Genomic DNA, 24,894 nt, shown 5'->3' on the forward strand with positions numbered 1-24,894 from the left:
ATCGGTGTAAAATGTACAGGCTACAAGGGGCTAGCTTGTACAAATTACAGCCACAGCTCCCTTCCTTACCCGGAGGCGCGAATTTTCGCGGTATTCTGGGCGGTGCATCATTTGCAGAAGCGCCACGAGCGCTTGCGTCGCCGGGGAACGTGCTGCGCCCGAGCGCAGTCAGCGAACGGAGGCGGGCAAAGGACTGCTTCGGTCGAGGGACCGGAGCGAGGGGGAGCCCGGAGCCGCCGGCCTGCACGCGGAGGAACGCATGCCACACGCGATCGTGATCGATGATGATCCCGGCTTCCAGGAAGCCATTGCCGAGGTGCTCAGCCAAGAAGGCTTCACCATGGAGTCGGCGACCACCCTGGCGGCCGCTCGCCAGATCCTCGGCGAGCGGATGCCCGATCTCGCCCTGGTCGACCTGAGCCTGCCCGATGGCGACGGCTCGCAGCTCATTCCCGAGCTCGCCGCCATGCCCTTCACCGACGTCGTCCTGATCACCGGCCACGCGACCGTCGACTCCGCCGTCGACGCGTTCCGCGAGGGCGTGGTCGATTACTTGACGAAGCCCGTCGAGCTGCAGCGCCTGCGTGCGGTGCTCGCCAACGTCGCGCGTCGACGCGAGCTCTACGATCAGGTCGAGGACCTGCGCGCCGAGCTGCGCAGGCTCGGACGCTTCGGTCCGCTGATCGGCTCGTCGCCGCCGATGCAGCGGCTCTACGACATGATCGCGCGCGTCGCGCCGACCAACGCGACCGTGTTCATCCAGGGCGAGAGCGGCACCGGCAAGGAGCTCGTCGCGCAGACCGTTCACCAGCTCAGCCGGCGCCGCAAGCAGCCGTTCGTCGCGCTCAACTGCGGCGCGGTCACGCCGCAGCTCATCGAGAGCGAGCTCTTCGGCCACGAGCGCGGCAGCTTCACCGGCGCCGACCGCATCCACAAGGGCTACTTCGAGCGCGCGCACGGCGGCACGCTGTTCCTCGACGAGATCACCGAGATGCCGCTCGAGCTGCAGGTCAAGCTGCTGCGCGTGCTCGAGATGGGCAAGATCGTGCGCATCGGCGGCGAGCGCGAGCTGCCCGTCGACGTTCGGCTGATCGCGGCGACCAACCGCGATCCGCAGGAGGCAGTGGCGCAGCAGAAGCTCCGCCAGGACCTGCTCTACCGGCTCAGCGTGTTCCCGATTCACCTGCCCCCGCTGCGCGAGCGCGGCTCGGACATCGACCTGCTCGCGGAGTACTTCCTATCCTGCATGAACCGCGCGGAGAAGGCCGACAAGCGCCTCGGCCGCGCGGCGCTCGAGCGGCTCCGCGCGTACCACTGGCCGGGCAACGTGCGCGAGCTGAAGAACGTCATCGATCGCGCGTTCATCCTCGCCGACCAGGTGATCACGACCGAGTGCCTGCCGGCGCTCAGCTCCGACGCCACGCCGAGCTCCGAGCCCGTCGGCCTCGGCCCCGCGATCGAGCTCAAGCCCGGCATCTCGATCAGCGAAGCGGAGAAGCGACTCATCTTCGCGACGCTCGAAGCCTGCAACGGCAACAAGGAGCGTGCGGCGCGCGTTCTCGAGATCAGCCTGAAGACGCTCTACAACCGGCTGAACGCGTACAACGGGAGGACCAAGCAGCGGAACACACCCGCGCAGCAAGCTTGACGGTGTGGGCGCGCGTCGCGGTCGACGCGCGCGAGGAGATCTTTTGAACGAACGGGACGGGACGTCCGATCCCGCGGCGTCGGCGGCGCGCTCCGCATTCGCGAGCGCGCCCGCCATGCTGTGGACGGCAACGGTGGACGGCGAGCGCAACTTCTTCAGCGACGCATGGCTCGCCTTCACCGGACGCGCGCTCGCCGACGAGCTCGGCGGCGGCTGGCGCCACGGCATCCACGCGGAGGACCGGGCCCTCGTCGCCGACGCGGAACGCGAGGCGCGCGAGCAGCACCGTCCGTTCGAGGCGACCTTCCGCTTGCGCCGGCACGACGGCGCGTACCGCTGGGTCACCGACCGCGGCGTGCCGTTCTCGAGCGGCAACGGCAGCGGCGGCTTCGTCGGCTGCTGCAACGACGTCCACGACGAGCGCCTCGCGGACGACGGCAAGTCCGCGTTCCTCTCGCTCGTCGCGCACGAGCTGCGCACGCCGCTCACCTCGGTGCTCGCCTACCTCGAGGCGCTGCGCCGCAGCACCGATCGCGAGAAGCTGCTCTCGAGCGGCCTCGTCGATCGCTTGACGGCGCAGATGAACCGCTTCAGCTCGCTGGTCGACGATCTCGCCGACGCGGCGCGCTGGCCGCGCGGCACGTCGCTGCCGCTCGTCGAGCAGGAGATCGACTTCCGCGAGCTGGTCGGCGACACCGTCGAGCTGTTCGCCGACAGCGCGCGGCTCGACGGCTTCAAGCCGCGACACTTCTTCTGGTTCGAGGCCGTCGGCGAGTACCGTGTGCGCGGCGACCGTCGGCGCCTCGTGCAGATGGTGTGGCACCTGCTCGACAACGCGGTGAAGTTCTCGCCCGAGGGCGGACGGATCGCGGTCGAGCTCGTCGACGAGGGCGAGCGCTGCACGATGCGCGTCACCGACGAGGGCATCGGCATCCCGGAGAAGGACCTGGCGGCGCTCGGCCGCGCGTACCACCGCGCGAGCAACGCCTCGACCGACCACTACCCCGGCATCGGCCTCGGCCTCGCGATCACGCGCGAGATCGTCGAGCGTCACGGCGGCACGCTGGCGGTCGCGAGCCGACTCGGGCACGGCACGACCGTCACCGTCACGCTGCCCGTCCAGCGAGCGCAGGCGGAGCAGCACGAGGAGCGCGCGTGACCCCCTCGCTCGTCAAGCATCGGATCCTCATCGTCGACGACGACCCGGACATCCTCGCCGCGCTGAGCCTGCTGCTCGGCGAGCAGTACGAGGTCGAGACGGCGAGCAACGGGGCCGACGCGATCGAGCGTCTCGAGGCGGTGCGCTGCGACGCCGTGCTGCTCGACCTGATGATGCCGATCATGGACGGCGCGACGCTGAAGAGCGAGATGGCGCGCCGCCACCTCGACGTGCCGATCGTGCTCACCTCCGCCGGATCGGATCTCGCGCAGCGCGCGCGTGCGATCGGCGTCGAGGACTACATCACGAAGCCGCTCGACTTCGACCGCCTGGAATCGATGCTCGCGGCGATCGTCGACCGGCAGGCGCGCGCCGCGCGCGGCGAAAGCGCGGCCGACGGCGCGGCACCCACGACCGACGCGGGCCGCGGGCCGTCACGCCACGACTGAGCGCATTCGCCGCTACGGCACGCTCGGCGCAGCACCCGGCGCACCGGCCACCGGTGGCGCGACCGGCGCCGCGGCGGGTGGCTTGGCCGCCTCGTCTTCCACTGCCGGGCGCTCCGCCTCGTCGCCCGCAGACCGCATGACCTCGAGCTGATCCTCGACGCGCGCGACCTGCGGCGCGTTCTTCGCCGCCGCGACGATGAAGGCGCGCTCGTCCTCGCTCTCGACCGGTCCGCGCAGCGTCACGACGCGGTCGACGGTGATGATCTTGACGTTGTGCGCCTCGGTCGAGAGCTCGTCGTTCGCGACCACGGTCTTGCGGATGTGCTGCGTGATCGCGAGGTCGCCGGGCTCGTTGCTCTGGTCGATGGGCGTGCGCGTCCTGCCGTCGCGGTCGCGCACGTTGCGTCCCGTGTTGTCAGCTTCGACCGCATCGTCCTGCGACGTCGCAGCGGCCGGCGCCGCAGCGCCTGCTTGCGCGTTCTGATCTGCTGCCTGCGTCGCACGATCCGAGGCCCCGACGGGTCGCGGCAGGATCACCGTCGCGCCGGCCAGCGCGAGCAGCGCGACCGCAGGCGGGATGAGCTTCCGTTGCATGATGTCCCTCCCGTGCCCGCCGTCCCTGCGCGGGCTCGTCTTGACGAGGTAGCGCGCCCCGTGCCAGCCGGGAGACGCTCTTGCGCGCAACGTCGGCACCCTGGCACGTGGGTTGCCGAGTTGCGCGGGCCCAGGGAGGAGGTGCGCATGAAGCCCATCACCAAGTTGCTCGCTTTCGGATGCGCGACCGCGCTCATCGGCCTCGTCGTGGTGCGGGGCGGCGATCCCGTCGAGGCCGCGCCCGCCGCGAACGACGCGCTCGTCGAGCGCGGCCGCTACATCGCGAACGAGGTCGCGATGTGCGTGCAGTGCCACACGCCGCGCCACGCGAACGGCGAGCTCGACGACACCCAGCTCTTCCGGGGCGCGCCGATCCCGTTCACCTCGCCGTTCGGCGGCCCGCCGTGGGCGACCTACGCACCGGGGATCGCCGGCCCGGGGCACCTCACCGACGAGGACTTCTTCTCGCTGCTCACCACGGGACGGCGGACGACGGGACGCATGCCGCTCGCCCCGATGCCGCCCTTCCGGCTTTCCGAGGAGGACGCGCGCGCGGTGATCGCTTACCTGCGCTCGCTACCGGCGCGCTGAGCGCGGCTGACGCCGCACACGCGACCGCGCGTCGCGCGGTCGAGCGACCCGCAGTCAAGCACAACTTCCCGTCGAGCGGCTGCGGCAGGCGACCGTCAAGGTCGCAGCAGCGTGCGCACGATCCCCGGATCCTCCTCGATCGCGCGCGTCCACCGCTCGGCCTCCTCGTCGGTGAGGTTGCCGCGTGGGCGCAGGCGCGCGTCGGCATAGCCCCAGCGCTGCACGTCGATCAGGAACTGCGCGCGCGACAGCAGCGTTCCCTGGCAGACGCGATCGTCGGGTGGCGTGCCGGCGTGCTCCGCAGCGAGGAGCCCGATCAGGTGGTCCATCACCCAGCGCGGCACGCGGTCGCGCTCGGACGGGTAGATGAAGCCGAACAGCACGAGGTGCGCGAGCAGCACGCGCCAGTGCGGACCGAAGCGCTGCAGCAGACGTCCCCAGTCGAGCTTCGCGGCGCTGCAGCGCAGCAGGTGCGCGACGTCCGCGCCGTCGTAGCGCTCGCGCTCCATGACGAACGCGCGCGCCCAGATCCCCTCCTCGCTCGGACACAGCAGCACCGGCATGCCGAGCAGCTCGACGCGGCGCGCGTAGCGGAACCAGTCGTCGTCGACGGTGACGATGCCGTTCCCCGAGCAGAAGATCACGTCGATGAAGTCGTCGCCCGCCCAGGCCTTCGCGAGCCAGTGCGGAAAGGTGAGATCCGTCTCGTAGCCGGCGCGGCGCAGCGCGGCGAGCGCGGCCTCGACGTCGCGCGGGCGCAGGAACAGGTCGAGGTCCTTGACCTCGCGCAGGATGACGCCGAGCTCCATCTGCAGCGCGTACGCCCCGCCGACGAGGTACTGCACGCCGGCGTCGTTCAGCGCCGCGAGCGCGGCGCGGTGCGGGTCGCCTCGCACCTCGGTGTTGGCTGCGGTCATGCGGACGTAGGCGCAACGCAGCTTTCGTGCCGCCGCGACGCGCGCGTCAATCCTCGACCAGGAGCTCGACGATACGGAACGCGTCCTCGCCGGGCTGCCTGCGCTGAAAGACCGGAAGCGAGACGTTGTACACCGGAATGCCGTGCGACGTCCGGCCCTCGAGGCTGCCGGCGTGCGCGTGGCCGTGGAACACCGCGGCGACCGGGAAGCGGTTGATCGGCTCCTCGAGACGGCTCGAGCCCAGAAACGGGAAGATCTCCGCGGGCTCGCCGACGACGGTCTCCGGGATCGGCGCGTAGTGCAGGAGCGCGATGCGCTGCTCGGTGCGCAGCCGCGACAGTGCCTTCTCGAGCTTCAGCGCCTCGTCGAGCGCCTCCTGCACGAAGGCCTTGAGCGGCCCCTCGCCCCAGGGCTCGAGCGCGTGGCGTCCGAAGCCGCCGCCGAAGCCCTTGGTGCCGGCGAAGCCGACGCCGTGCGTCTCGTACGCCTCGCCGCAGAGCAGGATCGCCCCCGCCTCGCTCAGCACCTCGTGCACCTGCTCGACCTGCCCCGACTCGTAGTCGTGGTTGCCGAGCACGCACAGGACGGGCTTCTTGCCGACGCTCGCGAGCTCGGCCGCGAGCACGATCGCTTCCTCGCGCAGGCCGTAGTCCGTCAAGTCGCCGCACAGGCAGAGCACGTCGGCGCGCTCGGCCATCTTCGTGAGCAGCGGCTGGAAGTGTCCCTTGGAGGCGCGGGTGCAGTGCACGTCGCCGACCGCGGCGACGCGGACGGTCCGGGTTCGGTCGCTCATGGGGCGCGGCAGGGTGCAAGCGCACGGCCAGCGCTCGCAGGCTCGTCGAGCACGTCGAGCCTGCAAAATCGACAGGCGGCACACCCGAAGTGACAAAGCACGCAGCGCGCTCGCAACGCACGCCGCACACCTCGCGTTGGATCACGCACTTGGGAAGCGGCTCACCGGAGACGCCTGCGGCACACGCGTTGCTCGACGTGGACCACCCAATGCGCATCCAGCCTGGACAACCGTATCCGCTCGGCGCCTGCTGGGACGGACGGGGCGTCAACTTCGCCCTGTTCTCCGAGCACGCGACCCGCGTGGAGCTCTGCCTCTTCGACGGCCCCGAGGCGCGCGCGGAGTCGCAGCGCATCGTGCTGCCGGAGCACACCGATCAGGTCTGGCACGGCTTCCTGCCCGACGTGCGTCCCGGACAGCTCTACGGCTACCGCGTGCACGGACCGTACGCGCCGGCCGAGGGCCACCGTTTCAACCCGAACAAGATCGTCCTCGACCCGTACGCGAAGGCCGTCGCGCGCCCGGTGCAGTGGTGCGACGAGATGTTCTCGTACCCGATCGGCGATCCCGGCGAGGATCTGGCGTTCGACGAGCGCGACAACGCGCACGCCGCACCGCTCGCGGCCGTGGTCGACACCGCCTTCACGTGGGGCGACGACCGTCCGCCGCGCATCCCGTGGCACGACACGGTGATCTACGAGGTGCACGTTCGCGGCTTCACCAAGCGACACCCGGAGGTGCCCGAAGGCCTGCGCGGGACCTACTCCGGCCTGGTTTCGGACGCGCCGCTCCGCCACCTGCGCTCGCTCGGCGTGACCGCCGTCGAGCTGCTGCCGATCCACTACTTCGTCGACGACCGTCACCTGCTCGACCGCGGGCTCAGCAACTACTGGGGCTACAACACGCTCGCGTTCTTCGCGCCGCAGGCGCGCTATGCGCGCGACGCCGCCGGCATCACCGCGGTCAACGAGTTCAAGACGATGGTGCGGACGCTGCACGCGGCGGGCATCGAGGTGATCCTCGACGTGGTCTACAACCACACGGCCGAGGGCAACCACATGGGCCCGACGCTGTCGATGCGCGGGGTCGACAACGCGTCGTACTACCGCCTCGTCCCCGACGACGCGCGCTACTACATGGACTTCACCGGCTGCGGCAACACGCTCAACATGACCCACCCGCGCGTCCTGCAGCTCCTGATGGACAGCCTGCGCTACTGGGTCGTCGAGATGCACGTCGACGGCTTCCGCTTCGACCTCGCGAGCGCGCTCGCCCGCGAGCTGTGGGACGTGAACAAGCTGTCCGCGTTCTTCGACGTCATCCATCAGGACCCGATCCTCTCGCAGGTGAAGCTCATCGCCGAGCCGTGGGACGTCGGACCCGGCGGCTACCAGGTCGGCAACTTCCCGGTCCTGTGGACGGAGTGGAACGGCAAGTACCGGGACAGCGTGCGCCGCTTCTGGCGCGGCGACGGCGGTCAAGCATCGGAATTCTCGACCCGCCTCGCCGGCTCGAGCGACCTCTACGAGCACAGCGGGCGCCGTCCGTACGCGAGCATCAACTTCGTCACCGCGCACGACGGCTTCACCCTGCACGACCTGGTCGCCTACAACGACAAGCACAACGAAGCGAACGGCGAGAACAACGCCGACGGCGACAACAACAACCACAGCTGGAACTGCGGCGCCGAGGGCGAGACCGACGATCCTGGCGTGAACGCGCTGCGCGCGCGTCAGATGCGAAACTTCTTCTCGACGCTGATCCTGTCGCAAGGCGTGCCGATGATCTGCGGCGGCGACGAGATCGGCCGCACGCAGCAGGGCAACAACAACGCCTACTGCCAGGACAACGAGATCAGCTGGTACGACTGGGAGCGCGCCGAGCGCTTCCGCGACCTGTTCGCGTTCGTGCGCTCGCTGATCCAGCTGCGCAAGACGCACCCCGTCTTCCGGCGCCGGCACTTCTTCCAGGGCCGCAGCATCCGCGGCGCCGACGTCAAGGATCTGAGCTTCTTCGACCCGCAGGGTCGCGAGATGACCGACGAGGCGTGGAACGCGTCCTTCGTGCGCTCGATGATGGTGCAGCTCGGCGGCGACAGCATCGACGAGATCGACGAGACCGGCGCTCGCGTCACCGACGACACCTTCCTCGTGCTGCTCAACGCACACCACGGGACGCTCAACTTCACCCTGCCGCCCCCCGGTCCGGGCAAGCGCTGGGAGCGCGTGTTCGACACCGGCGATCCCGAGTCGACGCGCAGCATGAGCGCGCGCAGCGCGCGCTACCGTCTCGCGTCGCACGCGGCCGCGGTGTTCGAGGCCGTGCCGGCGCCGGCGACGCGCCGTCGCGACGCCGGCGCGGGTCGACGGGCCGAAGCGAGCGCCGGGGCGCCGAGCGAGGCGCCGGCCACGCACGAGCCTGCTCGCGAGCAGACCACGTCCGAGCAGCAGAGCGAGGAGCCGGCGTCCGAGCAGCCGCCGCCCGAGCAAGCGCACGACGGCGGCGAGACGCCCCCGAGCGAGGCCGCGCAGCCGCAGCCGGACACGCCGCACGGCGAGGGGTCGCAGCCGCCCGCGGACGAGGCGCAGCCAGCCGAGGGATCACCACCACCCACCGGCGAAGGCGCGCAGCCGAACGCGGAGCAGTCGGCCGCCGGAGAGCAGCCAGCGCCGCCCGAAGAGCCGCGCTGACGCACGCGCACGCGCGTCGTCACACGAGCCCGCGTCGCCACACGCGCGGTCGAGCGATGCGGCTACGTCGACCGCGGCGCGCGGCGCTTCGCTCAGCGCGACGTCCGCACCGCCGTGTCCGCCGACGAACCCGCGGAGCCGTGCGACCTGCGTCTCGTCAGCTCCGCGATCACGCTCGTCAGCTCGTCGAGCTCGATGGGCTTCGCGAGGTGCGCGTCGAAGCCGACCGCGATCGAGCGCGCGCGCTCCGCCTCGCCGGCGTAGGCGCTGACCGCGATCGCGGGCACTCGGCGCCCGGGCCGCTGGCGGACCTCGGAGAGGAACGTCCAGCCGTCCTGACCTGGCATCGCGATGTCGCAGACGATGACGTCCGGCGCGGAGACGTCGAGCGCGGCGCGCGCCTCGGCGGCCGAGTCGACGGCGACGACGTCCATCTGGCTCCGGATCAAGACTTCCTGCAGCAGGTAGCGCGTGTCGGCGTCGTCGTCGATGACCAGCGCGCGGAGCCCGGCGAGCGCGCTCGGCGCGGGCGCGCGCCGCGTCGCGAGCGCAGCGGCGCTCTCCACGCTCGCACCATGGGCCGACATCGACGGCAGGATGACGCGAAAGGTCGCGCCGCGATTCTCGCCGTCGCTCTCGGCGTGCACCGCCCCGCCGTGCCGCTCGACGATGTGCCGCACCACCGCGAGCCCGACCCCGAGCCCGCCCTGCATGCGCGTCGAGCCGCCGTCTGCTTGACGGAAGCGCTCGAAGACGTGCGGCAGGAACTCGCGCGGGATCCCCTTGCCGGTGTCGTGCACCTCGAGCACGACGCGCGTGTCGCGACGCGCGAGGCGCACGTCGATGCGGCCGCCCTGCGGCGTGAACTTGATGGCGTTGGTCAGGAGGTTCCACACGACCTGCTGCAGGCGGTCGGGATCGCCGGGCACGGTGTCGACCTCGTCCGAGAGCACCGTGGTCAGCAGCAGGCCCTTCGCGTCCGCCATCGGACGCGCCGCCGCGACGGCGGCGGAGAGCAACTCGTGCATCGCCACGGGCTGCACCGAGAGGCGCAGCTTGCCGGCCGCGATGCGCGAGACGTCGAGCAGGTCGTCGATCAGCTTGCTCTGCTTCTTGACGTTGCGGTCGATGACCTCGAGCGCACGCGCGGTCGTGCGGTCGTCGAGGCGTCCCTGCTGCAGCAAGCGCACCCAGCCGAGGATCGCGGTGAGCGGCGTGCGCAGCTCGTGCGACAGCGTCGAGAGGAACTCTTCCTTGAGCTTGCTCGCCTCCTGCTCCTGGCTGAGCAGCAAGTTCTCGATGGCGAGTCCGGTCATCTGCGCGAGCTGCAGGAAGAGCGTCTCGTCGTCCTGATCGAACGACGCGCCATCCGCCTTGTCGCCGCTGCACACCAGCCCGAGGGGGCGTCCGTCGCGGCCGACGAGCGGCGCGAGCAGGCACTCGATGCGCGGGAAGGCGTCGCTCGCTTCCCCGTTCGGGGCCGCGGCGACACCGCCGTTCGGAGCGATCCGCAGCACCTCGCCCGGACGCTGGAGTCGCAGCGCGTACGCCGACAGCAGTTCCTGCACGGCCTGCGCGCAGCCGCTCGGCGCATCGTCGTCGAGCGGCGCGAGATGGCGCGTGCGCACCTGGTTCTCGCCGAGTGTCAGCCCGACGGCGACCGAAGTGCCGCCCAGGATGTCGCGCGCGGCGAGCATCGCCGCGTCGGCGATCGCGTCGGTCGAGCCGCCCGCGTTGATCGCCTGCGCGGCGCGCGTCAAGCGCCGCAGGCGGCGCGCGTAGCTCGCGAGCGCCTCCGCGTGGCGACGCTGCGTGCGCACCGCGTTGTACAGGTCGACGAAAACCGAGACCTTGGTGCGCAGCACGTCGGGCACGAACGGCGTGACGACGAAGTCCACCGCGCCGAGCGAGTGGCCGCGCGCGAGGTGCAGATCGTCGCCGCCGGACGTGACGAAGAGGATCGGCGTCCGCTCCGCGGACTCGCGCTCGCGGATCAGCATCGCGGTCTCGAAGCCGTCCGTCAGCGACGGGTCGACGTCGAGCAGGATCGCCGCGAACTCGCGCTGCGGCACGCAGCGCCTCCCGGCCCGACTCGACCTTGACCACGTCGACGTCGAGGTCCGCCAGCGCCTCCTCGAGCGCGATCCGCTCGTCGGGTCGATTGGCGATCAGCAGGATGCTCGCCCGCTCGCAGACCGGCGCTGCGTCCCTCGTCACTCGTCACCCCGCTCCGTGCTCAGCGGCCCAGCCAGGCTCGCCGCACGGACAGCGGGTGCTCGACATCGACCGGTCGATCCTCGGCGCGATCTTCGCCGGAGACCGCGCGGACGGCCGCTGACGGCCGCGGAAACGTGAAGCTCAAGCCGTGGCCCGCGGCAGGTGCCATGGGGCAGCCGGCGTGCGCGTCGACGTCCGGACGCTCGAGCGCGCCGCGCCCTCGCGCCACTCGAGGCCGTCCGCGCGCAGCACGACGACCTGCTTGCGGGCGCGCTCGAGCACGAGGCGCGCGACGCTCACGTCGAGCACGCTGCGGAAGCCGACGCCCTGCGCGCGCGCGCGCTCGACCGAGTGCGCCCAGCGATCGGCCTCCTCGGAGGCGATGTCCTCCATCAGCTCGAGCAAGCGGGCGACGCGCGCCACCACCACCGGCGGCGCGCACAGCGCACCGCGCGCGGCGAAGTAGCGCGCCGCCTCGTCGCCGGACGGCTCGCAGTAGCCGCGCACCGTGAAGACGGGTGCGAACGCGCAGTCGGGCGCGGGCGCGCCGAGGTCGACGTAGCGGCAGCCCGCCGCCGGGTGCCGCGGCCGCACGCCGAGCATCACGACGAGGTTCGGATGACGGCGGACGACCCAGCCCGCCATGCGCAGGTGGGCGCGCAGCGCTTCGTCGTCGGCGAAGCGGCCGTCGGCCGGAAGCATCGCGACGCGGGCGCTGCGGTCGAGCGCGTGGATCCGCAGCAGCGCGGACCACTCGGAGAGCGGCTGCGCCGCGCCCGGTCGCGCGACGAAGACGTTGCGCACCGGGAGCCGCGCGAGCTCGGCGTCGGACGAGGGCGCAGCGTCGAGCACCGCCACGGCGGTGCGTGCTGGCCCCGCGAGCGGCAGCAGCCGCGAGACCGTCGCGGCGAGCGCGCCGTCGCGCCCTCTTCGCTTGCCGGAGTCGACCGGTCGACGCCGTGCGGAGCCGACACGTCGGCCCGCGGGAATCACCCCGCCCACGACGAGCGCCCAGAGGTCGCCACCGGTTGGTTTCCGCATGACTTGGTCCTCGCTCCGCGCCGGCGTCGAGCGAGCGCACTGCACCCACACCGACGCATGAAGCCGGGCGGGCTCCGTGCAGCTTTCGCACCAGCCGAACGAGGGTCGACAGTCGCCGAGACCTGGCCCGGTACGACGCAGGGCCGGGCGTTTTCGACATCTCGTGCGCGCGACGGGAGACGGATCCCACGCCGCCAGGCGCTTTTGAAAATTCGTCCTTGTAGGCTCTACAGGGCGCCGCGTTCGGGGTGTCGGCGCGCTGACATGCAGGTCGGACTTCTGGCGTCGGAGAGCTGCGCTTTCTCCGTCGCCGCCCCGATCGGACACCGTCCGTCACAGACCGCGAGAGGCCGCGCGTCGGGGCAATCACCGGGGACGGGTGCCGGCGGGCGGATCGAGTCGCGTCGCGCCGTACGCGGGTACAGTCCGGAAGCGCACCGCGCAGCAGCGAGGCACGCATCGCGATCCCCGATACTTGACGGTTGCTCGCGCGACCCCGCTCGGCGGCGGTCGAGCTCACGGAGCGCACGCGCGCCACGCAGCACGATGGGTCCGACGTCGCGTAATCCCTGCCGAGCGCGCGGCATCCCTTACACGCACGTCGTCCACGATCTCACGCCTTTCCCGGCGCGACCTCGCAACCACCACGCGCCCGGCGCGAATCGCCCGTGGCATGTGCTTCGCAACCCTCCATCGGGATCCGTCGCGCGCCGACGCGCGTCGCCGAAACACCGCTCGCCCACGCGCGAGCCGAGGAGAAAGCACATGTCGACCATCGAGAAATCGATCAACGTCAACGTGCCGGTGAGCACAGCCTACAACCAGTGGACGCAGTTCGAGGAGTTCCCCCGCTTCATGGAGGGCATCGAGGAGGTGCGCCAGCTCGACGACACCCACCTGCACTTCAAGGCCAACGTCGGCGGCAAGGAGAAGGAGTGGGACGCCGTGATCACCGAGCAGACGCCCGATCAGCGCATCGCCTGGCGCGACGCCGGCGGCGCGCCGAACGCGGGCGTGGTGACCTTCCACCGGCTCGCGCCCTCCGAGACGCGCATCATGCTGCAGATGGAGTACGACCCGCACGGGTTCGTCGAGACGGTCGGCGACATGGTGGGCGTGGTCTCGAAGCGCGTCGCGGGGGACCTCGAGCGCTTCAAGGAGTTCATCGAGTCGCGCGGTCAGGAGACCGGCGCCTGGCGCGGCCAGGTGCGCCAGGACAAGCCGCACTGACGCAGGAGCCAAACGCAAAGACGCCCGCGGCGCTGCTTGCGCCGCGGGCGTGATGACGAAGAGCGTCAGGCTCGGGCTGCGACGCTCAGTCCTCTTCCTCGCGGATCTGCTGCGCGAGGTACATCTTCTCGCCGACCTGCTCGATCAGCGTGAGCTGCGACTCGAGCCAGTCGATGTGCTCCTCTTCCGACTCGAGCATGTCGTCGAGCATCTCCCGGGTGCCGTTGTCCCCGAGCTGGACGCAGAGCTCGATCGTCTGGTTGAAGCGCTTCTGCGCTTCGAGCTCCAGGGCGAGGTCGAGCCGAAGCTGCTCGGCCGGCGTCTCGCCGACCGAAACCTTGAACAGCCGCTGCATGTTGGGCACGCCCTCGAGGAAGAGGATTCGCTCGATCAGATCGTCCGCGTGCTTCATCTCGCCGATCGATTCCTCGTAGTTCTTCTTGGCGAGCCGCTTGTACCCCCAGTTGTCGCACATCTTGTAGTGCACAAAATACTGGTTGATCGCGGTCAGCTCGCCGGTGAGGATCTCGTTCAACGCATCGATGATCTTCTTGTTGCCCTTCACGCGAAGCCTCCTTCCCTGCCACCCCTGAGCGCCGTGAATGCCTCGTTGAGACCACGAACGTACCACACGACGCACGCGCGCGGAACCCGCCTCGCGTAAATCGCAAGATCCGCTGAAATCGAAAATCGATTTCAGCAGAGCCCGATGATCCTCGCGTCCGTCGACGTCGCGTCAGTCGACGAGGAACGCGCGCCCGCCCGCGGCGTCGAGGATGCGGTCGAGCGCGTCGCGCTCGCGCACCGCCGCGTAACGCGCGCGCAGCGCGGCGAGCGACTTGGCGTGGTACTTCTGCGGCTCCTGACGGAACGGCTTGCCGCCGAGCGTCACCTCGAGCTGCGGCTTGCCCTCGGCGAGCGCGCGCGCGTTCGCGACCGTCCACGGCGCGAACACGCCGATCACCTCGTCGCGCAGAAGCGGCATCAACGTCGGCTCGAGCGCCGCCCAGTCCTCGAACGGACCCTCGTTGCGCGGGTCGAGCATGCGCTCGGTCCACGCGAGCACGTTGCGCCCGCGCTCGCGCAGCAGCGCGCCCGGCGTCGGGTCGGTCGAGCACTCGTAGATCTGCGCGAACAGGCCGAAGTCGCCGAACGCCGGCCGTCCGCCGAAGAGGTACGGCCGCTTCGCGAGATGCTTCTCGAGGATCTCGAGCTGCCGGACGAACGATCCTTCGATCTGCTCCGCGGTCTCGGGCGACGAGCCGACGAACGACAGCCGCGGCACCATCCGTCCGGCGACCATCTGGATCGCGTTCTCGATCCCGCTCTCGTCGAGCCCCGGCATCATCTGGCGCGCGATGCGCTCCGCCGCCGAGCGCCGGTCGGCCTCGTACGTCCAGCGGTAGTGGAACATCGGCTTGTTGCCCCACTCGTCGCCGTACTCCTCGATGAGCGCCGAGAGGAAGGCGAGCGTCGGATCGTCGGGATGGATCGACGGCTCCGGATGGAGCGTCTCGAAGTGCTCGATGATCGGCGTCGAGTCCTGCCAGGCGCGGCCGTCGTCGGCGACCACCAGCGGAACCAGCGGCAGCTTCGCGTAGCGCCGGAACTCCTCCTCGTTGTTCGCGCTGCGCAGGACCCACTCGTGCGGGATGCCCTTGTAGCGGAAGTACGAGCGGACCTTGACGGAGTACGGCGAGAGCTCCGAGCCGAAGATGCGGTACGTGGGACCGGCAGCCTGCGCGTTGTCCGAAGCCATCGTTCTCTCCTTCACGCAGCGGACGGTTCGCCGACCCCGTTCCGCGAGCGAGCTCCGCGACGACGCGTCGGAGCAGCGGCCTCGCCGCTCAGCAGCGCCGTCAGCATCAGCGTCATGACCTTGCGCGCGCGCTCGACCGACAGCCCCTGGTGGCGCCGCAGATTCTCCCACACGGACCAGCTCGCCGCCGCACCGAGCGCCGCGGCGAGCTCGCGCCGCTGCGCCGCGGGTCTTGCGTCGAGCTCTTGCGCGAACACGCGCTCGACCTCGGCGCGCGCGCGCGCACGCGCCGCCTCGAGGCGCGTGCTCACCTCCTTCGAGAACGGCTCGACCCGCAGCGACGCGCGCCGCACCGGCGTGATCGCCTCGAGCAGCCGCGAGCGCCGCGCGACGAGCATCGCGATGCGCTCGCCGAGCTCGCCGCTCGCCGGCGTCGGCACGAGGAGCGGCGCGAGGCGCTCCATCTGCAGATCGGCCGCTGCCGCGAACAGCGTCTCGATGCTCTCGAAGTGCTGGAACACCGAGCGCAGCGACACGCCCGCGCGCTGCGCGATCTGCGCCGCCGTCGGCCGCACGTTGCCGCCTTCGAGCAGGTCGAGCAGCGCCGTGACCACGGCGCGGCGTGAGCGCTCGCTGCGCGCGAGGCGGCCGTCGAGCCGGACGAGCGGGGACCGGTCCGCGGACATCGCGCGACGCATTACTGCATCATGAGTGCAGATTCAATTCGGTCAGCAGACGTCGGCGCGCAGCAGCGCGTCGGAGCCGCCGTCGACGAACAGCACGCTGCCGCAGCAGAAGGACGCGTCGCTCGACAGCAGGAAGCAGATCGCCGCGGCGATCTGCTCGGGACGCCCGAACCGGCCGCCGAGCGGGATCGGGAAGCCGCGGATCGCGGCGCCGAACACCGGGTGCTCGAGCCCTTCCTCCAGGAGAGGCGTGCGCACCGCGCCGGGCGCGACGGCGTTCAGACGGATGCCGGCGCCCGCCCACTCCGGGCGCGTCGCCTGCCTGCGCACCCAGCGCGCGAGCGCGAGCTTCGAGGCCGCGTAGGCCGTCGCGCCGTCCGTCTCCTCGGCGAGCCGACGCGCCTCGCCCTCGTCCCCGGCGAGGCACGCCGCGGCGAGCGGCCCGTCCGCACCGGGCGCGATCGTCGCCGAGTTCGACGACACCGCGACCGCCGCCGGCGCCTCCCCGCAAGCGAGCAGCGGACGCAGACCGTCGAGCAGCGCGATCGCGCCGAAGTAGTTGACGGACAGGATGCGCGAGCGCGGCTCGAATTGCGGGCCGATGCCGGCGCACGCGACGAGGCCGTCGAGCCGCTCGCCGGCGAGCGCGCGCACCTCGGCCAGTGCGCGCTCGCGTCCCGCGGCGTCCGACAGGTCCGCCACGACCTCCGCGTCGCGCAGGTCGACGCCGAGGACGCGGCAGCCGTCGCGCTCGAGGCGGCTGCGCACGGCGGCGCCGATGCCCGATGCGGCCCCGCTGAGCACGATCGTCCGCATGCGGGAACGTGATTTGACAACTTCGCGGCCCGTCGGCAACGCTTTCAGGTTCATGCAGACCAGCATCCAGGCGATCAATGAGGCCGTGCAGCGCGCGAGCGCGTGGGTCGAGCCGCTCCAGCGCGAGATCGCGCGCACGATCGTCGGGCAGAAGACGCTGATCGATCGCCTGCTGGTCGCGCTGATCGGCAACGGTCACGTGCTGCTCGAGGGCGTCCCGGGGCTCGCCAAGACGCTGTCGCTCAAGACCCTCGCCGCGGCGACCCGGGCGCGCTTCCAGCGCCTCCAGTTCACGCCCGACATGCTGCCGGCGGACATCGTCGGCACGCTGATCTACAACCCGCAGGACGGACGCTTCGTCACCAAGCACGGCCCGATCTTCACCAACCTGGTGCTCGCCGACGAGATCAACCGCGCGCCGGCGAAGGTGCAGAGCGCGCTCCTCGAGGCGATGCAGGAGCGCCAGGTGACGATCGGCGAGGAGACCTTCCCGCTGCCCGAGCCGTTCCTCGTCATGGCGACGCAGAACCCGATCGAGCAGGAGGGCACCTACCCGCTGCCCGAGGCGCAGGTCGACCGCTTCATGCTCAAGGTCGTGGTCGGCTACCCGAGCAAGGAGGAGGAGCGGCAGATCCTCGACCTGATGGCGACCGCCGCGCCGCTGCCGCCGGTGAAGCCCGTGCTCGAGCCCGAGCACCTGCTCGAGGCGCGCCGCGTCGCCGACAGCATCTACGTCGACGACAAGGTCAAGGACTACATCGTCGACATCGTCTGGGCGACGCGCGAGCCGGAGCAGTACAAGCTCGATCTGAAGCCGTTCATCCGCTACGGCGCGTCGCCGCGCGCGACGATCTACTTGACGCTCGCCGCGAAGGCGACGGCCTTCCTCGCCGGGCGCGGCTACGTGACGCCGCAGGACGTCAAGACGATCGGCATGGACGTGCTGCGCCATCGCGTCATCGTCAGCTACGAGGCCGAGGCCGAGGGCCTGCGCAGCGAGGACATCGTCGCGCGCATCTTCGACACGATCCCGGTGCCGTGAGCCTCACCGCCGAGCAGACCCGCGAGATCCTCGACAAGGTCCGCCACATCGAGATCCGCACCGGGCGTCTCGCGCGCGAGACCTTCGCCGGACAGTACCACTCGGTATTCAAGGGGCGCGGCATGGACTTCGAGGAGGTCCGCGAGTACGTGCCCGGCGACGAGGTGCGCGCGATCGACTGGAACGTCACCGCGCGCACTGGCCGTCCGTTCATCAAGAAGTTCCGCGAGGAGCGCGAGCTGACGATCGTGCTGCTCGTCGACCTGAGCGCGTCGGGACACTTCGGCTCGGTGCGGCAGAGCAAGCGCGAGCTCGCGGCCGAGGTCGCGAGCGTCCTCGCATTCGCCGCCATCCGCAACAACGACAAGGTCGGCCTCGTGCTGTTCACCGACGACGTCGAGCAGTACGTGCCGCCGCGCAAGGGTCGCAGCCACGTGCTCCGCGTCGTGCGCGAGATCCTGTTCTTCGCCGCGCGCGGACGCGGCACCAACATGATCGGCGCGCTCGAGTACGCGAACCGCGTGCTGAAGCGGCGCGCGGTCGTCTTCCTGCTCTCGGACTTCCTGCTGCCCGGCATGCGCTCCGGCGTGCCGGACGCGCTGCGCCGGACGCTCGAGATCACCGCGCGCCGCCACGACCTGGTCGGCGTGGTGGTCTCGGATCCGCGCGAGGCGGAGCTGCCCGACGTCGGCCGCGTGGTCCTCGAGGACGCGGAGACCGGCGAGCAGGTCGAGGTCGACACGGGCGACGCGCGGCTCCGGCAGCGCTTCGCGGACGCCGCCCGGACGCAGCGCGGCGCCGTCCTGCAAGCGCTCCGCGGCGCCGGCATCGACACGCTCGAGCTCAGCACCGCCGTGCCCTACCTCTCGGCCTTGCTGCGCTTCTTCCAGCGGCGGGCCGCGCGCCTCGGATGACGACAGCTCAGCCGACAGCGAGCGTCGCGGCGCCGACGCCGACGCCGTCCGACATCCGCGACATCCGCGGCCCGCTGCCGATCCCGATCGCCTGGCTGCTGCCGGCGCTGGTCCTCGTGGGCCTGCTGCTCGCGCTCGCCCTCGCGATGCTCGCGCGGCGCTGGTGGCAGCGGCGCAAGCGTCCCGCGCCGCCGCGTCCCGCCGACGTGGTGGCACTCGAGCGCCTCGAGGCCGCGCGCGCCCTGCTCGATCCGGCGCACGCGCGCGAGTTCTGCTTCGCGGTGAGCGAGGCCGTGCGGCTCTACATCGAGGACCGCTTCGCCGTGCTCGCCGCGCGGCGCACCACCGAAGAATTTCTCGCCGACCTGGTGCGCGCGCCCGCACCCGGTCTCGCCTCGCACGCGCGCCTGCTCGACGACTTCCTGCGCCGCAGCGACCTCGTGAAGTTCGCGCGCGCGCCGCTCGCGCGCGAAGAGATGGAAGCGATGCTCGCGAGCGCGACCCGCTTCGTGCACGACACGCGGCCCGGGGTGGAGGCGGCGGCATGACCTTCCGCTTCGCGAACCCGATGCTGCTCTGGCTGCTGCTCGCGCTGCCGCTGCTGGCGATGGCGCGCGGCCGCGTCGGACGCGGCGCCGCCCTGCTCTACCCGTCGGCGGACCTCCTGCACAGCGTCGCACGCCGCATCCTGCCGAGCGCCGGACGCGCGCAGCTCTTCCTGCGGCTCCTCGCGCTCGGGCTCGCGATCGTCGCGCTGGCGCGGCCGCAGCAGGGCCTCGGCATCGCGGAGGTCGAGACCAGCGGCATCGACATCGTGCTCGCGATCGACGTCTCGGGCTCGATGCGCGCGCTCGACTTCGAGCTCGACGGCGAGACCGCCGACCGCCTGCAGGTCGTCAAGTCGGTCGTGCGACGCTTCATCGAGGGACGACCCGACGACCGCCTCGGCCTGGTCGCCTTCGCCGGTCGTCCGTACCTCGTGAGCCCGCTGACGCTCGACCACGACTGGCTCTTGCAGAACCTCGAGCGCGTGCAGATCGGGCTCATCGAGGACGGCACCGCGGTCGGCTCGGCGATCGCGGCGAGCGTCAACCGGCTGCGCGAGCAGAAGGCCAAGTCGAAGGTCGTGATCCTGCTGACCGACGGCGTCAACAACTCGGGCAAGGTGTCGCCGCTCACCGCCGCCGACGCCGCGCGCGCGCTCGGGGTCAAGGTGTACACCATCGCCGCGGGCACGCAGGGCGAGGCGCCGATGCCGGTCACGGACCGTTTCGGTAACGAGCGGGTCGTGATGGCGCCGGTCGAGGTGGACGAGGAGACGCTGCGCAAGGTCGCGGAGACCACGGACGCCGCGTTCTTCCGCGCGACCGACACCGCGACGCTCGAGAGGATCTACGCGCAGATCGACGAGCTCGAGAAAACGACCGCGACCGTCAAGCGCTACGAGGAGTACCGCGAGCTCTACCGCTGGCCGCTCGCCGCCTGCGCCCTGCTCCTGCTCCTCGAGATCGTCCTCGCGGAGACCAAGCTGCGGAGGCTGCCGTGACGCTCGCGAGCCCGCTCTGGCTGCTCGCCGCGCTCGCCGTCGCGGCGCTGACGATTCTGTTCTGGCGCCGCGCCGACCGCCGCCGACGCGCCGACCTCGAGCGCTTCGCGTCGGCCCACCTGCTGCCGGACCTCACGGCCGAGGTGTCGCCGCGCCGCCGCCGCGTCAAGCGCGCGCTGCTGCTCGCGGCGGTCGTGCTGCTCGGCCTCGCCTTCGCGGGCCCGCAGTACGGCTTCACCTGGCAGGAGACGCAGCGCCGCGGCATCGACGTGCTGATCGCGCTCGACGTCTCGCGCAGCATGCTCGCGCAGGACGTCGTGCCGAACCGGCTCGAGCGCGCGAAGCTCGCGATCATCGACCTCGTCGAGAAGCTCGGCGGCGACCGCGTCGGGCTGATCGCGTTCGCGGGCACGGCGTTCCTGCAGTGCCCGATGACGCTCGACCACGGCGCCTTCCTGGAAGCGCTCGCCGCGCTGCAGCCGGGCATCATCCCGGCGCCCGGCAGCAACCTCGCGAGCGCGATCCAGGTCGCGCAAGACGCGCTGCGCACGCAGGCGCGCAACGTCAAGCTGCTGGTCCTGTTCAGCGACGGCGAGGACCTCGCGGGCGACGCCATCGACGCCGCGCGCGCCGCCGCCGCGGACGGCATCAAGATCTACACCGTCGGCGTCGGCAGCCCGGCGGGCGAGCTCATCCCGGTCACCAGCAAGGACGGCCGCACCGAGTTCCTCAAGGACCCGGACGGACAGTACGTCAAGTCGCGCCTCGACGAGGAGACGCTGCGCAAGGTCGCGGAGGCGACGGGCGCGTTCTACGAGCCGCTCGGGCAGCGCGGCGAGGGCGTCGAGGCGGTGTACGAGCGCGCGCTCGCGCCGCTGCCGAAGGAGGAGCTCGCCTCGCGCATGCGCCGCGTGCCGCTCGACCGCTTCCAGTGGCCGCTCGCGCTGGCCCTCCTCTGCCTCGCGATCGAGCCGCTGATCGGCGAGCGCCGCGGACGTCTCGTGCGCTCGTCGGCTGCGGTGCTGCTGGTGCTCGGCGCCAGCACCGCGCAGGCCGCGTCGCCGCGCGAGGCCGAGCAGTACTACGCCGCCGGCGAGTACGAGAAGGCGCTCGCCGCCTACCGCGAGGCCGCGAAGGACGGCGATCCGAAGCTCACCTTCAACCTCGGCGCCGCGGCGTACAAGGCCGGCGCGTACGGCGACGCCGCGGCTGCGTTCGCCGACGCGCTGCGCAGCGAGGATCCCGCGCTGCAGGAGCGCAGCTTCTACAACCTCGGCAACGCCCAGTTCCGCATCGGCCAGAAGGTGCTCGAGCAGGATCCCCAGGCGACCATGCAAGCGTGGCAGCAAGCGATCGACGCCTACGACCAGGCGCTGCGGCTCGACCCGAACGACGAGGACGCGCGCTTCAACCGCGAGTTCGTGCAGCGCGAGCTCGAGAAGCTGCAGCAGCAGCAACAGCAGCAGCAGGGCCAGCAGCAAGAGCAACGGAAGCAAGACCAAAATCAGGACGAGCAGCCGAGCCAGGACCAGCAGCAAGCGCAGCAGGACGAGGAGCGCGACCAGCAGGACGCGCAGCAGCAGGCCGGCGGCGCGCCGCAGGAGGACGAGCAGCAACGGGACCAGCAGCAGACCGCGCAGCAGAATCCGGAGGACGGCGAGCAGGAGCAGCAGCCCGAGCGCAAGGAGCAAGAGGGGCGCGACGAGCAGCGTCAGGCGGACGCGAAGCCCGCGGGCGGCAGCCCCGACGAGCAGCCGCCGCAGGAGTCGCAGCAGCGCGCCGACGCGCAGACGCCCCCGGGCCGGATGAGCCCCAAGGAGGCGCGCGATCTGCTCGACTCGCTGCAGGACGACGCGACGTCCCTGCCGGCGCTGCAGGCCGCGCAGCAGCCCCGGCGCCCGCGGAGCGACGAGGAGGTGCGCGACTGGTGAGCTTGCGTCAACGCCCGCGCGTCGTCGCGCGCGTCTGGTCGCGCGCGCTGCTCTTCCTCTTCGCCGCGCTCGCGCTCGGCGCCGCGTGCGCGCAGACGGCGCACGCGCGCGCCGCGATGACGGCGCGGCTCCAGCCCCGCCAGATCGAGCTCGGTCAGAGCGCGCGGCTCCTCATCACGGTGAGCGGCGTGCAGAGCGCGCCCGCGCCGCGCCTGCCGCAGATCGACGGCCTGCGGCTGCAGAGCCTGGGACAGACGACCAGCGTGCAGATCGTCAACGGCGAGGTCAGCGCCGAGGTGACGCACAACGTGCTCATCGAGCCGTTGCGCACCGGACGCTTCACCATCCCGTCGCTGTCGCTGACGATCGACGGCGAGCGTCTCTCGACGACGCCGCTCGTCCTCGAGGTGGTCGCGTCCGGCAGCGGCTCGGCGCAGCTCTCGCGCCCGGACGAGGACGGCCAGGGACGCGCGAAGCCCGTGTCGCTCCACCTCGACGTGCCGCGGCGCGATCTCTACGTCGGCGAGCTCGTGCCCGTCGAGCTGCGGCTCTACGTCCGCGAGGACGTGCGCGTCACCGAGGTCACGGCGCCGATGCTGAGCAGCAACGCCTTCACCATCAGCCGGCCGCGCGACGGGCAACCGGCGCAGAACACGGAGATCATCGACGGCGCGCGCTACATCGTCGCGACCTTCCCGCTCGCGATCTCGCCCGTGACCACCGGCGAGCACGTCCTCGAGGCGAAGCTCGAGCTGTCGGCGTACCTGCCCGCCGCGCGCCGCCGCTTCGGCGGGGTGATGGACGATCCGTTCTTCGACGCCTTCTTCGGCGGCCGCGGGCCGAAGAAGATCCCGCTCTCGAGCCCGGCACGCAACGTCCGCGTGCTGCCGCTGCCCGAGGAAGCGCGTCCCGCGGACTTCTCGGGCGCGATCGGACGCTTCTCGGTGGCGGCGAGCGCTTCGCCGAAGCAGGTCACGGCCGGCGATCCGGTGACGCTCACCGTGACCGTCTCCGGCCAGGGCAACTTCGACCGCGTCGAGGTCCCGCCCATGACGACGGACGCGGAGTGGAAGACCTACGCGGCGACGACCAAGTTCGAGCCCACGGACGAGCTCGGCTTCGCCGGACGCAAGATCTTCGAGCAGGCGATCGTCCCGCAGAGCGACGCGCTCACCGCGGTGCCGTCGCGCTCGTTCAGCTACTTCGACCCCGAGAAGCGGCGCTACGTCGAGCTCGCGACCGAGCCGATCGCGCTCGCGGTGATCGCGTCGCCACGCACCGTCGCGCGCGGCGTGGCCGGCGCAGCGAAGGGCGGCGCGACGATCGCGACGCCCGAGTGGGAGCTCGCGCCGAACCACATCGCGCCCGGGGCGCTGACGCGCGATGCGCGGCCCGTCACCTCGCAGACGTGGTTCCTCGCGCTGCAGGCCGTGCCGCTTCTCGCGCTCGCTGCAGCGACGCTGTGGGCGCGGCGCCGCGACCGGCTGTGGGCCGACCCGACCTACCACCGACGCCTCGCCGCGCGCCGGCGCGTCGACGAGGAGGTCGAGGCGATGCAGCGCGCCGCGAGCGCGGGCGACACGCAGGCGTTCTTCGCCGCCGCCCGGCGCGCGGTGCAGGCGCGGCTCAGCGCCTCGCCCGAGCGCGCCGCGGAGAGCCTGACGCTCGCCGAGATGGAGGCGCTCGTCGAGCCGGGCTCAGAGCAGCTCGCCGAGCTGCGCGCGCTGGTCGGCCAGGCCGACGCCGTCGCCTACTCCGGCGAGCACCTGCCGCCCGAGAAGCTCGCCGCGTGGCGCGAGCGCACCGTCGCGCTGCTGCGCGCGCTCGACCGCGCCAAGGGGCGCAAGCGATGAGAGTCGTCCAGGTCGTCCAGCTGTGCTTGACGGCGACGGTCGCGCTGGCGCTCGCCGAGGCCCCGCGTCTCGCGTTCGCTCGGGCCGACGCGCCGCGCCCCGCCGTCGCGGACGCTTCGCAGCCGACGCTCGCCCTCGCCGACGCGTCGCAGCCCGCGGCCGCGCTTTCCGATGCATCGCCGACCGCGGGCTCGCCCGCCGAGGAGCCGTCGGCGCTGCCTCCAACGACCACCGCCGCGCAGCGCTTCGAGGCAGCGAACGCGGCGTTCGCGGCCGGCCGCTACGCCGAGGCGCGCGAGGGCTTCGAGCAGGTGCTGCGCGAGGACGGCGCGTCGCCGTCGGTGCTGTTCAACCTCGGCAACGCGAGCTTCCGCGCCGGCCGCATCGCGGACGCGATCCTCGCCTACGAGCGCGCGCTGCTGCTCGCGCCGCGCGATCAGGACGTGCGCGCCAACCTGCGCCAGGCGCGCAACGCGGCCGAGCTGCCGAACGACGACGGCGGCGCGTGGGGCCGGCTCGTCGGTCTCGCGACGATCGACGGCTGGGCCTGGCTCGCGAGCGGTGGGCTGTGGCTGCTCTGCGGCGCGCTGATCGCGCTGCGCCTGCTGCGCGGCACGACGGGTGTCGCCGCGCGGCGCGCGCTGCGGGGGATCGTTGCGTGCGCCGCGGCGCTGGTCGTCGTCGCCAGCGCGGCGTGCGCGACGCGGCTCCGCGACCGCGACCGCGCGGTCGTGCTCGCGACCGATCCGGTGCTGCGCGTCGCACCGTACGAGTCCGCGACCGCCGCCGCGGAGCTCGTCCCGGGCGACGTCGTGCGCATCGAGCGCATGCACGACGGCTTCGCCCTGGTCCGCACGCGCGACGGCAAGACCGGCTGGATGGCGGACGGCGCGGTCGCGCGCATCGCGTCGATCGTCGGGCTCTGATCGTCAGCCACTGATCGCCGGCGCTGCGTGCCGCGCGTGGCACGCGCGCGACGCGTCGCACTCAAGCCCGCGCAGGTGCTCCATGGGCGTGT

General features: G+C 71.7%; 22 protein-coding genes. 13 read left to right on the plus strand and 9 right to left on the minus strand.

Annotation, left to right across the window (positions count from 1 at the left end):
* Positions 1–259: 259 nt before the first annotated feature.
* Genes VIS07_00400 through VIS07_00410 form a run of 3 tightly spaced genes read left to right on the plus strand, consistent with a single transcriptional unit; the run spans position 260 to position 3,256 of the window.
* On the plus strand, positions 260–1,648 hold the full coding sequence (locus tag VIS07_00400; protein HEY8513954.1) for a sigma-54 dependent transcriptional regulator: 1,389 nt from the start codon (positions 260–262) through the stop codon (positions 1,646–1,648).
* Between the two features lie 43 nt (positions 1,649–1,691).
* Positions 1,692–2,807 carry a PAS domain-containing sensor histidine kinase gene (locus VIS07_00405; GenBank protein ID HEY8513955.1) on the plus strand — a complete coding sequence of 372 codons (1,116 nt, stop codon included), beginning with the start codon at positions 1,692–1,694 and terminating at the stop codon, positions 2,805–2,807.
* The gene (locus tag VIS07_00410) at positions 2,804–3,256 is read left to right on the plus strand and encodes a response regulator (protein HEY8513956.1); all 453 of its coding nucleotides are present in this window, start codon (positions 2,804–2,806) and stop codon (positions 3,254–3,256) included. The genes VIS07_00405 and VIS07_00410 overlap by 4 nt, the downstream gene beginning before the upstream one ends.
* Positions 3,257–3,268: 12 nt before the next feature.
* Here the strand turns inward: VIS07_00410 and VIS07_00415 are convergent, their stop codons facing one another.
* The gene (locus VIS07_00415; protein HEY8513957.1) at positions 3,269–3,850 is read right to left on the minus strand and encodes a BON domain-containing protein; all 582 of its coding nucleotides are present in this window, start codon (positions 3,848–3,850) and stop codon (positions 3,269–3,271) included.
* Positions 3,851–3,997: 147 nt separating this feature from the next.
* On the opposite strand from VIS07_00415, the gene VIS07_00420 reads away from it, so the two are divergent.
* Complete coding sequence (locus tag VIS07_00420; protein HEY8513958.1) at positions 3,998–4,441, plus strand: c-type cytochrome; 444 nt, start codon at positions 3,998–4,000, stop codon at positions 4,439–4,441.
* A gap of 95 nt (positions 4,442–4,536) precedes the next feature.
* Here the strand turns inward: VIS07_00420 and VIS07_00425 are convergent, their stop codons facing one another.
* Together VIS07_00425 and VIS07_00430 are read right to left on the minus strand one after the other, a co-directional pair.
* The gene (locus tag VIS07_00425) at positions 4,537–5,358 is read right to left on the minus strand and encodes a hypothetical protein (GenBank protein ID HEY8513959.1); all 822 of its coding nucleotides are present in this window, start codon (positions 5,356–5,358) and stop codon (positions 4,537–4,539) included.
* A 46-nt stretch (positions 5,359–5,404) separates the two neighbouring features.
* The gene (locus tag VIS07_00430; GenBank protein HEY8513960.1) at positions 5,405–6,151 is read right to left on the minus strand and encodes a metallophosphoesterase; all 747 of its coding nucleotides are present in this window, start codon (positions 6,149–6,151) and stop codon (positions 5,405–5,407) included.
* 209 nt (positions 6,152–6,360) lie between these two features.
* On the opposite strand from VIS07_00430, the gene glgX reads away from it, so the two are divergent.
* Positions 6,361–8,841, plus strand: a complete 2,481-nt coding sequence (gene glgX / locus VIS07_00435; GenBank protein HEY8513961.1) for a glycogen debranching protein GlgX — start codon at positions 6,361–6,363, stop codon at positions 8,839–8,841.
* 92 nt (positions 8,842–8,933) lie between these two features.
* On the opposite strand, the gene VIS07_00440 is transcribed toward glgX, so the two are convergent.
* Complete coding sequence (locus VIS07_00440; GenBank protein ID HEY8513962.1) at positions 8,934–10,913, minus strand: ATP-binding protein; 1,980 nt, start codon at positions 10,911–10,913, stop codon at positions 8,934–8,936.
* Between the two features lie 286 nt (positions 10,914–11,199).
* Positions 11,200–12,099: a hypothetical protein gene (locus tag VIS07_00445; GenBank protein HEY8513963.1), complete on the minus strand. Its 900-nt coding sequence runs from the start codon at positions 12,097–12,099 to the stop codon at positions 11,200–11,202.
* A gap of 765 nt (positions 12,100–12,864) precedes the next feature.
* On the opposite strand from VIS07_00445, the gene VIS07_00450 reads away from it, so the two are divergent.
* On the plus strand, positions 12,865–13,329 hold the full coding sequence (locus tag VIS07_00450) for an SRPBCC family protein (protein ID HEY8513964.1): 465 nt from the start codon (positions 12,865–12,867) through the stop codon (positions 13,327–13,329).
* An 85-nt stretch (positions 13,330–13,414) separates the two neighbouring features.
* Here the strand turns inward: VIS07_00450 and bfr are convergent, their stop codons facing one another.
* The 4 genes from bfr to VIS07_00470 form a co-directional block, all read right to left on the minus strand.
* Complete coding sequence (gene bfr, locus VIS07_00455) at positions 13,415–13,894, minus strand: bacterioferritin (GenBank protein ID HEY8513965.1); 480 nt, start codon at positions 13,892–13,894, stop codon at positions 13,415–13,417.
* Between the two features lie 171 nt (positions 13,895–14,065).
* Positions 14,066–15,088: a glutathione S-transferase family protein gene (locus tag VIS07_00460; protein HEY8513966.1), complete on the minus strand. Its 1,023-nt coding sequence runs from the start codon at positions 15,086–15,088 to the stop codon at positions 14,066–14,068.
* Positions 15,089–15,099: 11 nt separating this feature from the next.
* Positions 15,100–15,774, minus strand: coding sequence for a TetR/AcrR family transcriptional regulator (locus VIS07_00465; GenBank protein HEY8513967.1), 675 nt, complete (start codon positions 15,772–15,774; stop codon positions 15,100–15,102).
* Between the two features lie 42 nt (positions 15,775–15,816).
* The gene (locus VIS07_00470; GenBank protein HEY8513968.1) at positions 15,817–16,590 is read right to left on the minus strand and encodes an SDR family oxidoreductase; all 774 of its coding nucleotides are present in this window, start codon (positions 16,588–16,590) and stop codon (positions 15,817–15,819) included.
* Positions 16,591–16,642: 52 nt separating this feature from the next.
* On the opposite strand from VIS07_00470, the gene VIS07_00475 reads away from it, so the two are divergent.
* The 7 genes from VIS07_00475 to VIS07_00505 are packed head-to-tail and all read left to right on the plus strand — an operon-like array spanning position 16,643 to position 24,802.
* Positions 16,643–17,632: a MoxR family ATPase gene (locus tag VIS07_00475; protein HEY8513969.1), complete on the plus strand. Its 990-nt coding sequence runs from the start codon at positions 16,643–16,645 to the stop codon at positions 17,630–17,632.
* On the plus strand, positions 17,629–18,546 hold the full coding sequence (locus tag VIS07_00480) for a DUF58 domain-containing protein (GenBank protein HEY8513970.1): 918 nt from the start codon (positions 17,629–17,631) through the stop codon (positions 18,544–18,546). Before VIS07_00475 ends, VIS07_00480 begins: the two co-directional genes overlap by 4 nt.
* Entirely contained in the window at positions 18,543–19,094 is a 552-nt protein-coding gene (locus tag VIS07_00485) for a hypothetical protein (protein ID HEY8513971.1), read from the plus strand. Before VIS07_00480 ends, VIS07_00485 begins: the two co-directional genes overlap by 4 nt.
* Positions 19,091–20,092, plus strand: coding sequence for a VWA domain-containing protein (locus VIS07_00490; GenBank protein ID HEY8513972.1), 1,002 nt, complete (start codon positions 19,091–19,093; stop codon positions 20,090–20,092). Before VIS07_00485 ends, VIS07_00490 begins: the two co-directional genes overlap by 4 nt.
* Positions 20,089–22,023 (plus strand): VWA domain-containing protein, encoded by a 1,935-nt coding sequence (locus tag VIS07_00495; protein ID HEY8513973.1) that lies wholly within the window; start codon positions 20,089–20,091, stop codon positions 22,021–22,023. Before VIS07_00490 ends, VIS07_00495 begins: the two co-directional genes overlap by 4 nt.
* Positions 22,020–23,876 (plus strand): BatD family protein, encoded by a 1,857-nt coding sequence (locus VIS07_00500; protein ID HEY8513974.1) that lies wholly within the window; start codon positions 22,020–22,022, stop codon positions 23,874–23,876. Before VIS07_00495 ends, VIS07_00500 begins: the two co-directional genes overlap by 4 nt.
* Positions 23,873–24,802, plus strand: coding sequence for a tetratricopeptide repeat protein (locus tag VIS07_00505; protein HEY8513975.1), 930 nt, complete (start codon positions 23,873–23,875; stop codon positions 24,800–24,802). The genes VIS07_00500 and VIS07_00505 overlap by 4 nt, the downstream gene beginning before the upstream one ends.
* Positions 24,803–24,894 lie beyond the last annotated feature (92 nt).

The sequence above is a fragment of the Candidatus Binatia bacterium genome (assembly GCA_036563615.1).
Taxonomy (GTDB): domain Bacteria; phylum Desulfobacterota; class Binatia; order UBA12015; family UBA12015; genus DATCMB01.

Coding starts and splice junctions, on each gene's coding strand:
- VIS07_00470 (HEY8513968.1), bottom strand. CDS start 16,590: ATGCGGACGATCGTGCTCAGCGGGGCCGCATCGGGCATCGGCGCCGCC.
- VIS07_00505 (HEY8513975.1), top strand. CDS start 23,873: ATGAGAGTCGTCCAGGTCGTCCAGCTGTGCTTGACGGCGACGGTCGCG.
- VIS07_00485 (HEY8513971.1), top strand. CDS start 18,543: ATGACGACAGCTCAGCCGACAGCGAGCGTCGCGGCGCCGACGCCGACG.
- VIS07_00400 (HEY8513954.1), top strand. CDS start 260: ATGCCACACGCGATCGTGATCGATGATGATCCCGGCTTCCAGGAAGCC.
- VIS07_00425 (HEY8513959.1), bottom strand. CDS start 5,358: ATGACCGCAGCCAACACCGAGGTGCGAGGCGACCCGCACCGCGCCGCG.
- VIS07_00430 (HEY8513960.1), bottom strand. CDS start 6,151: ATGAGCGACCGAACCCGGACCGTCCGCGTCGCCGCGGTCGGCGACGTG.
- VIS07_00490 (HEY8513972.1), top strand. CDS start 19,091: ATGACCTTCCGCTTCGCGAACCCGATGCTGCTCTGGCTGCTGCTCGCG.
- glgX (HEY8513961.1), top strand. CDS start 6,361: ATGCGCATCCAGCCTGGACAACCGTATCCGCTCGGCGCCTGCTGGGAC.
- VIS07_00415 (HEY8513957.1), bottom strand. CDS start 3,850: ATGCAACGGAAGCTCATCCCGCCTGCGGTCGCGCTGCTCGCGCTGGCC.
- VIS07_00445 (HEY8513963.1), bottom strand. CDS start 12,099: ATGCGGAAACCAACCGGTGGCGACCTCTGGGCGCTCGTCGTGGGCGGG.
- VIS07_00420 (HEY8513958.1), top strand. CDS start 3,998: ATGAAGCCCATCACCAAGTTGCTCGCTTTCGGATGCGCGACCGCGCTC.
- VIS07_00465 (HEY8513967.1), bottom strand. CDS start 15,774: ATGTCCGCGGACCGGTCCCCGCTCGTCCGGCTCGACGGCCGCCTCGCG.
- VIS07_00475 (HEY8513969.1), top strand. CDS start 16,643: ATGCAGACCAGCATCCAGGCGATCAATGAGGCCGTGCAGCGCGCGAGC.
- VIS07_00450 (HEY8513964.1), top strand. CDS start 12,865: ATGTCGACCATCGAGAAATCGATCAACGTCAACGTGCCGGTGAGCACA.
- VIS07_00460 (HEY8513966.1), bottom strand. CDS start 15,088: ATGGCTTCGGACAACGCGCAGGCTGCCGGTCCCACGTACCGCATCTTC.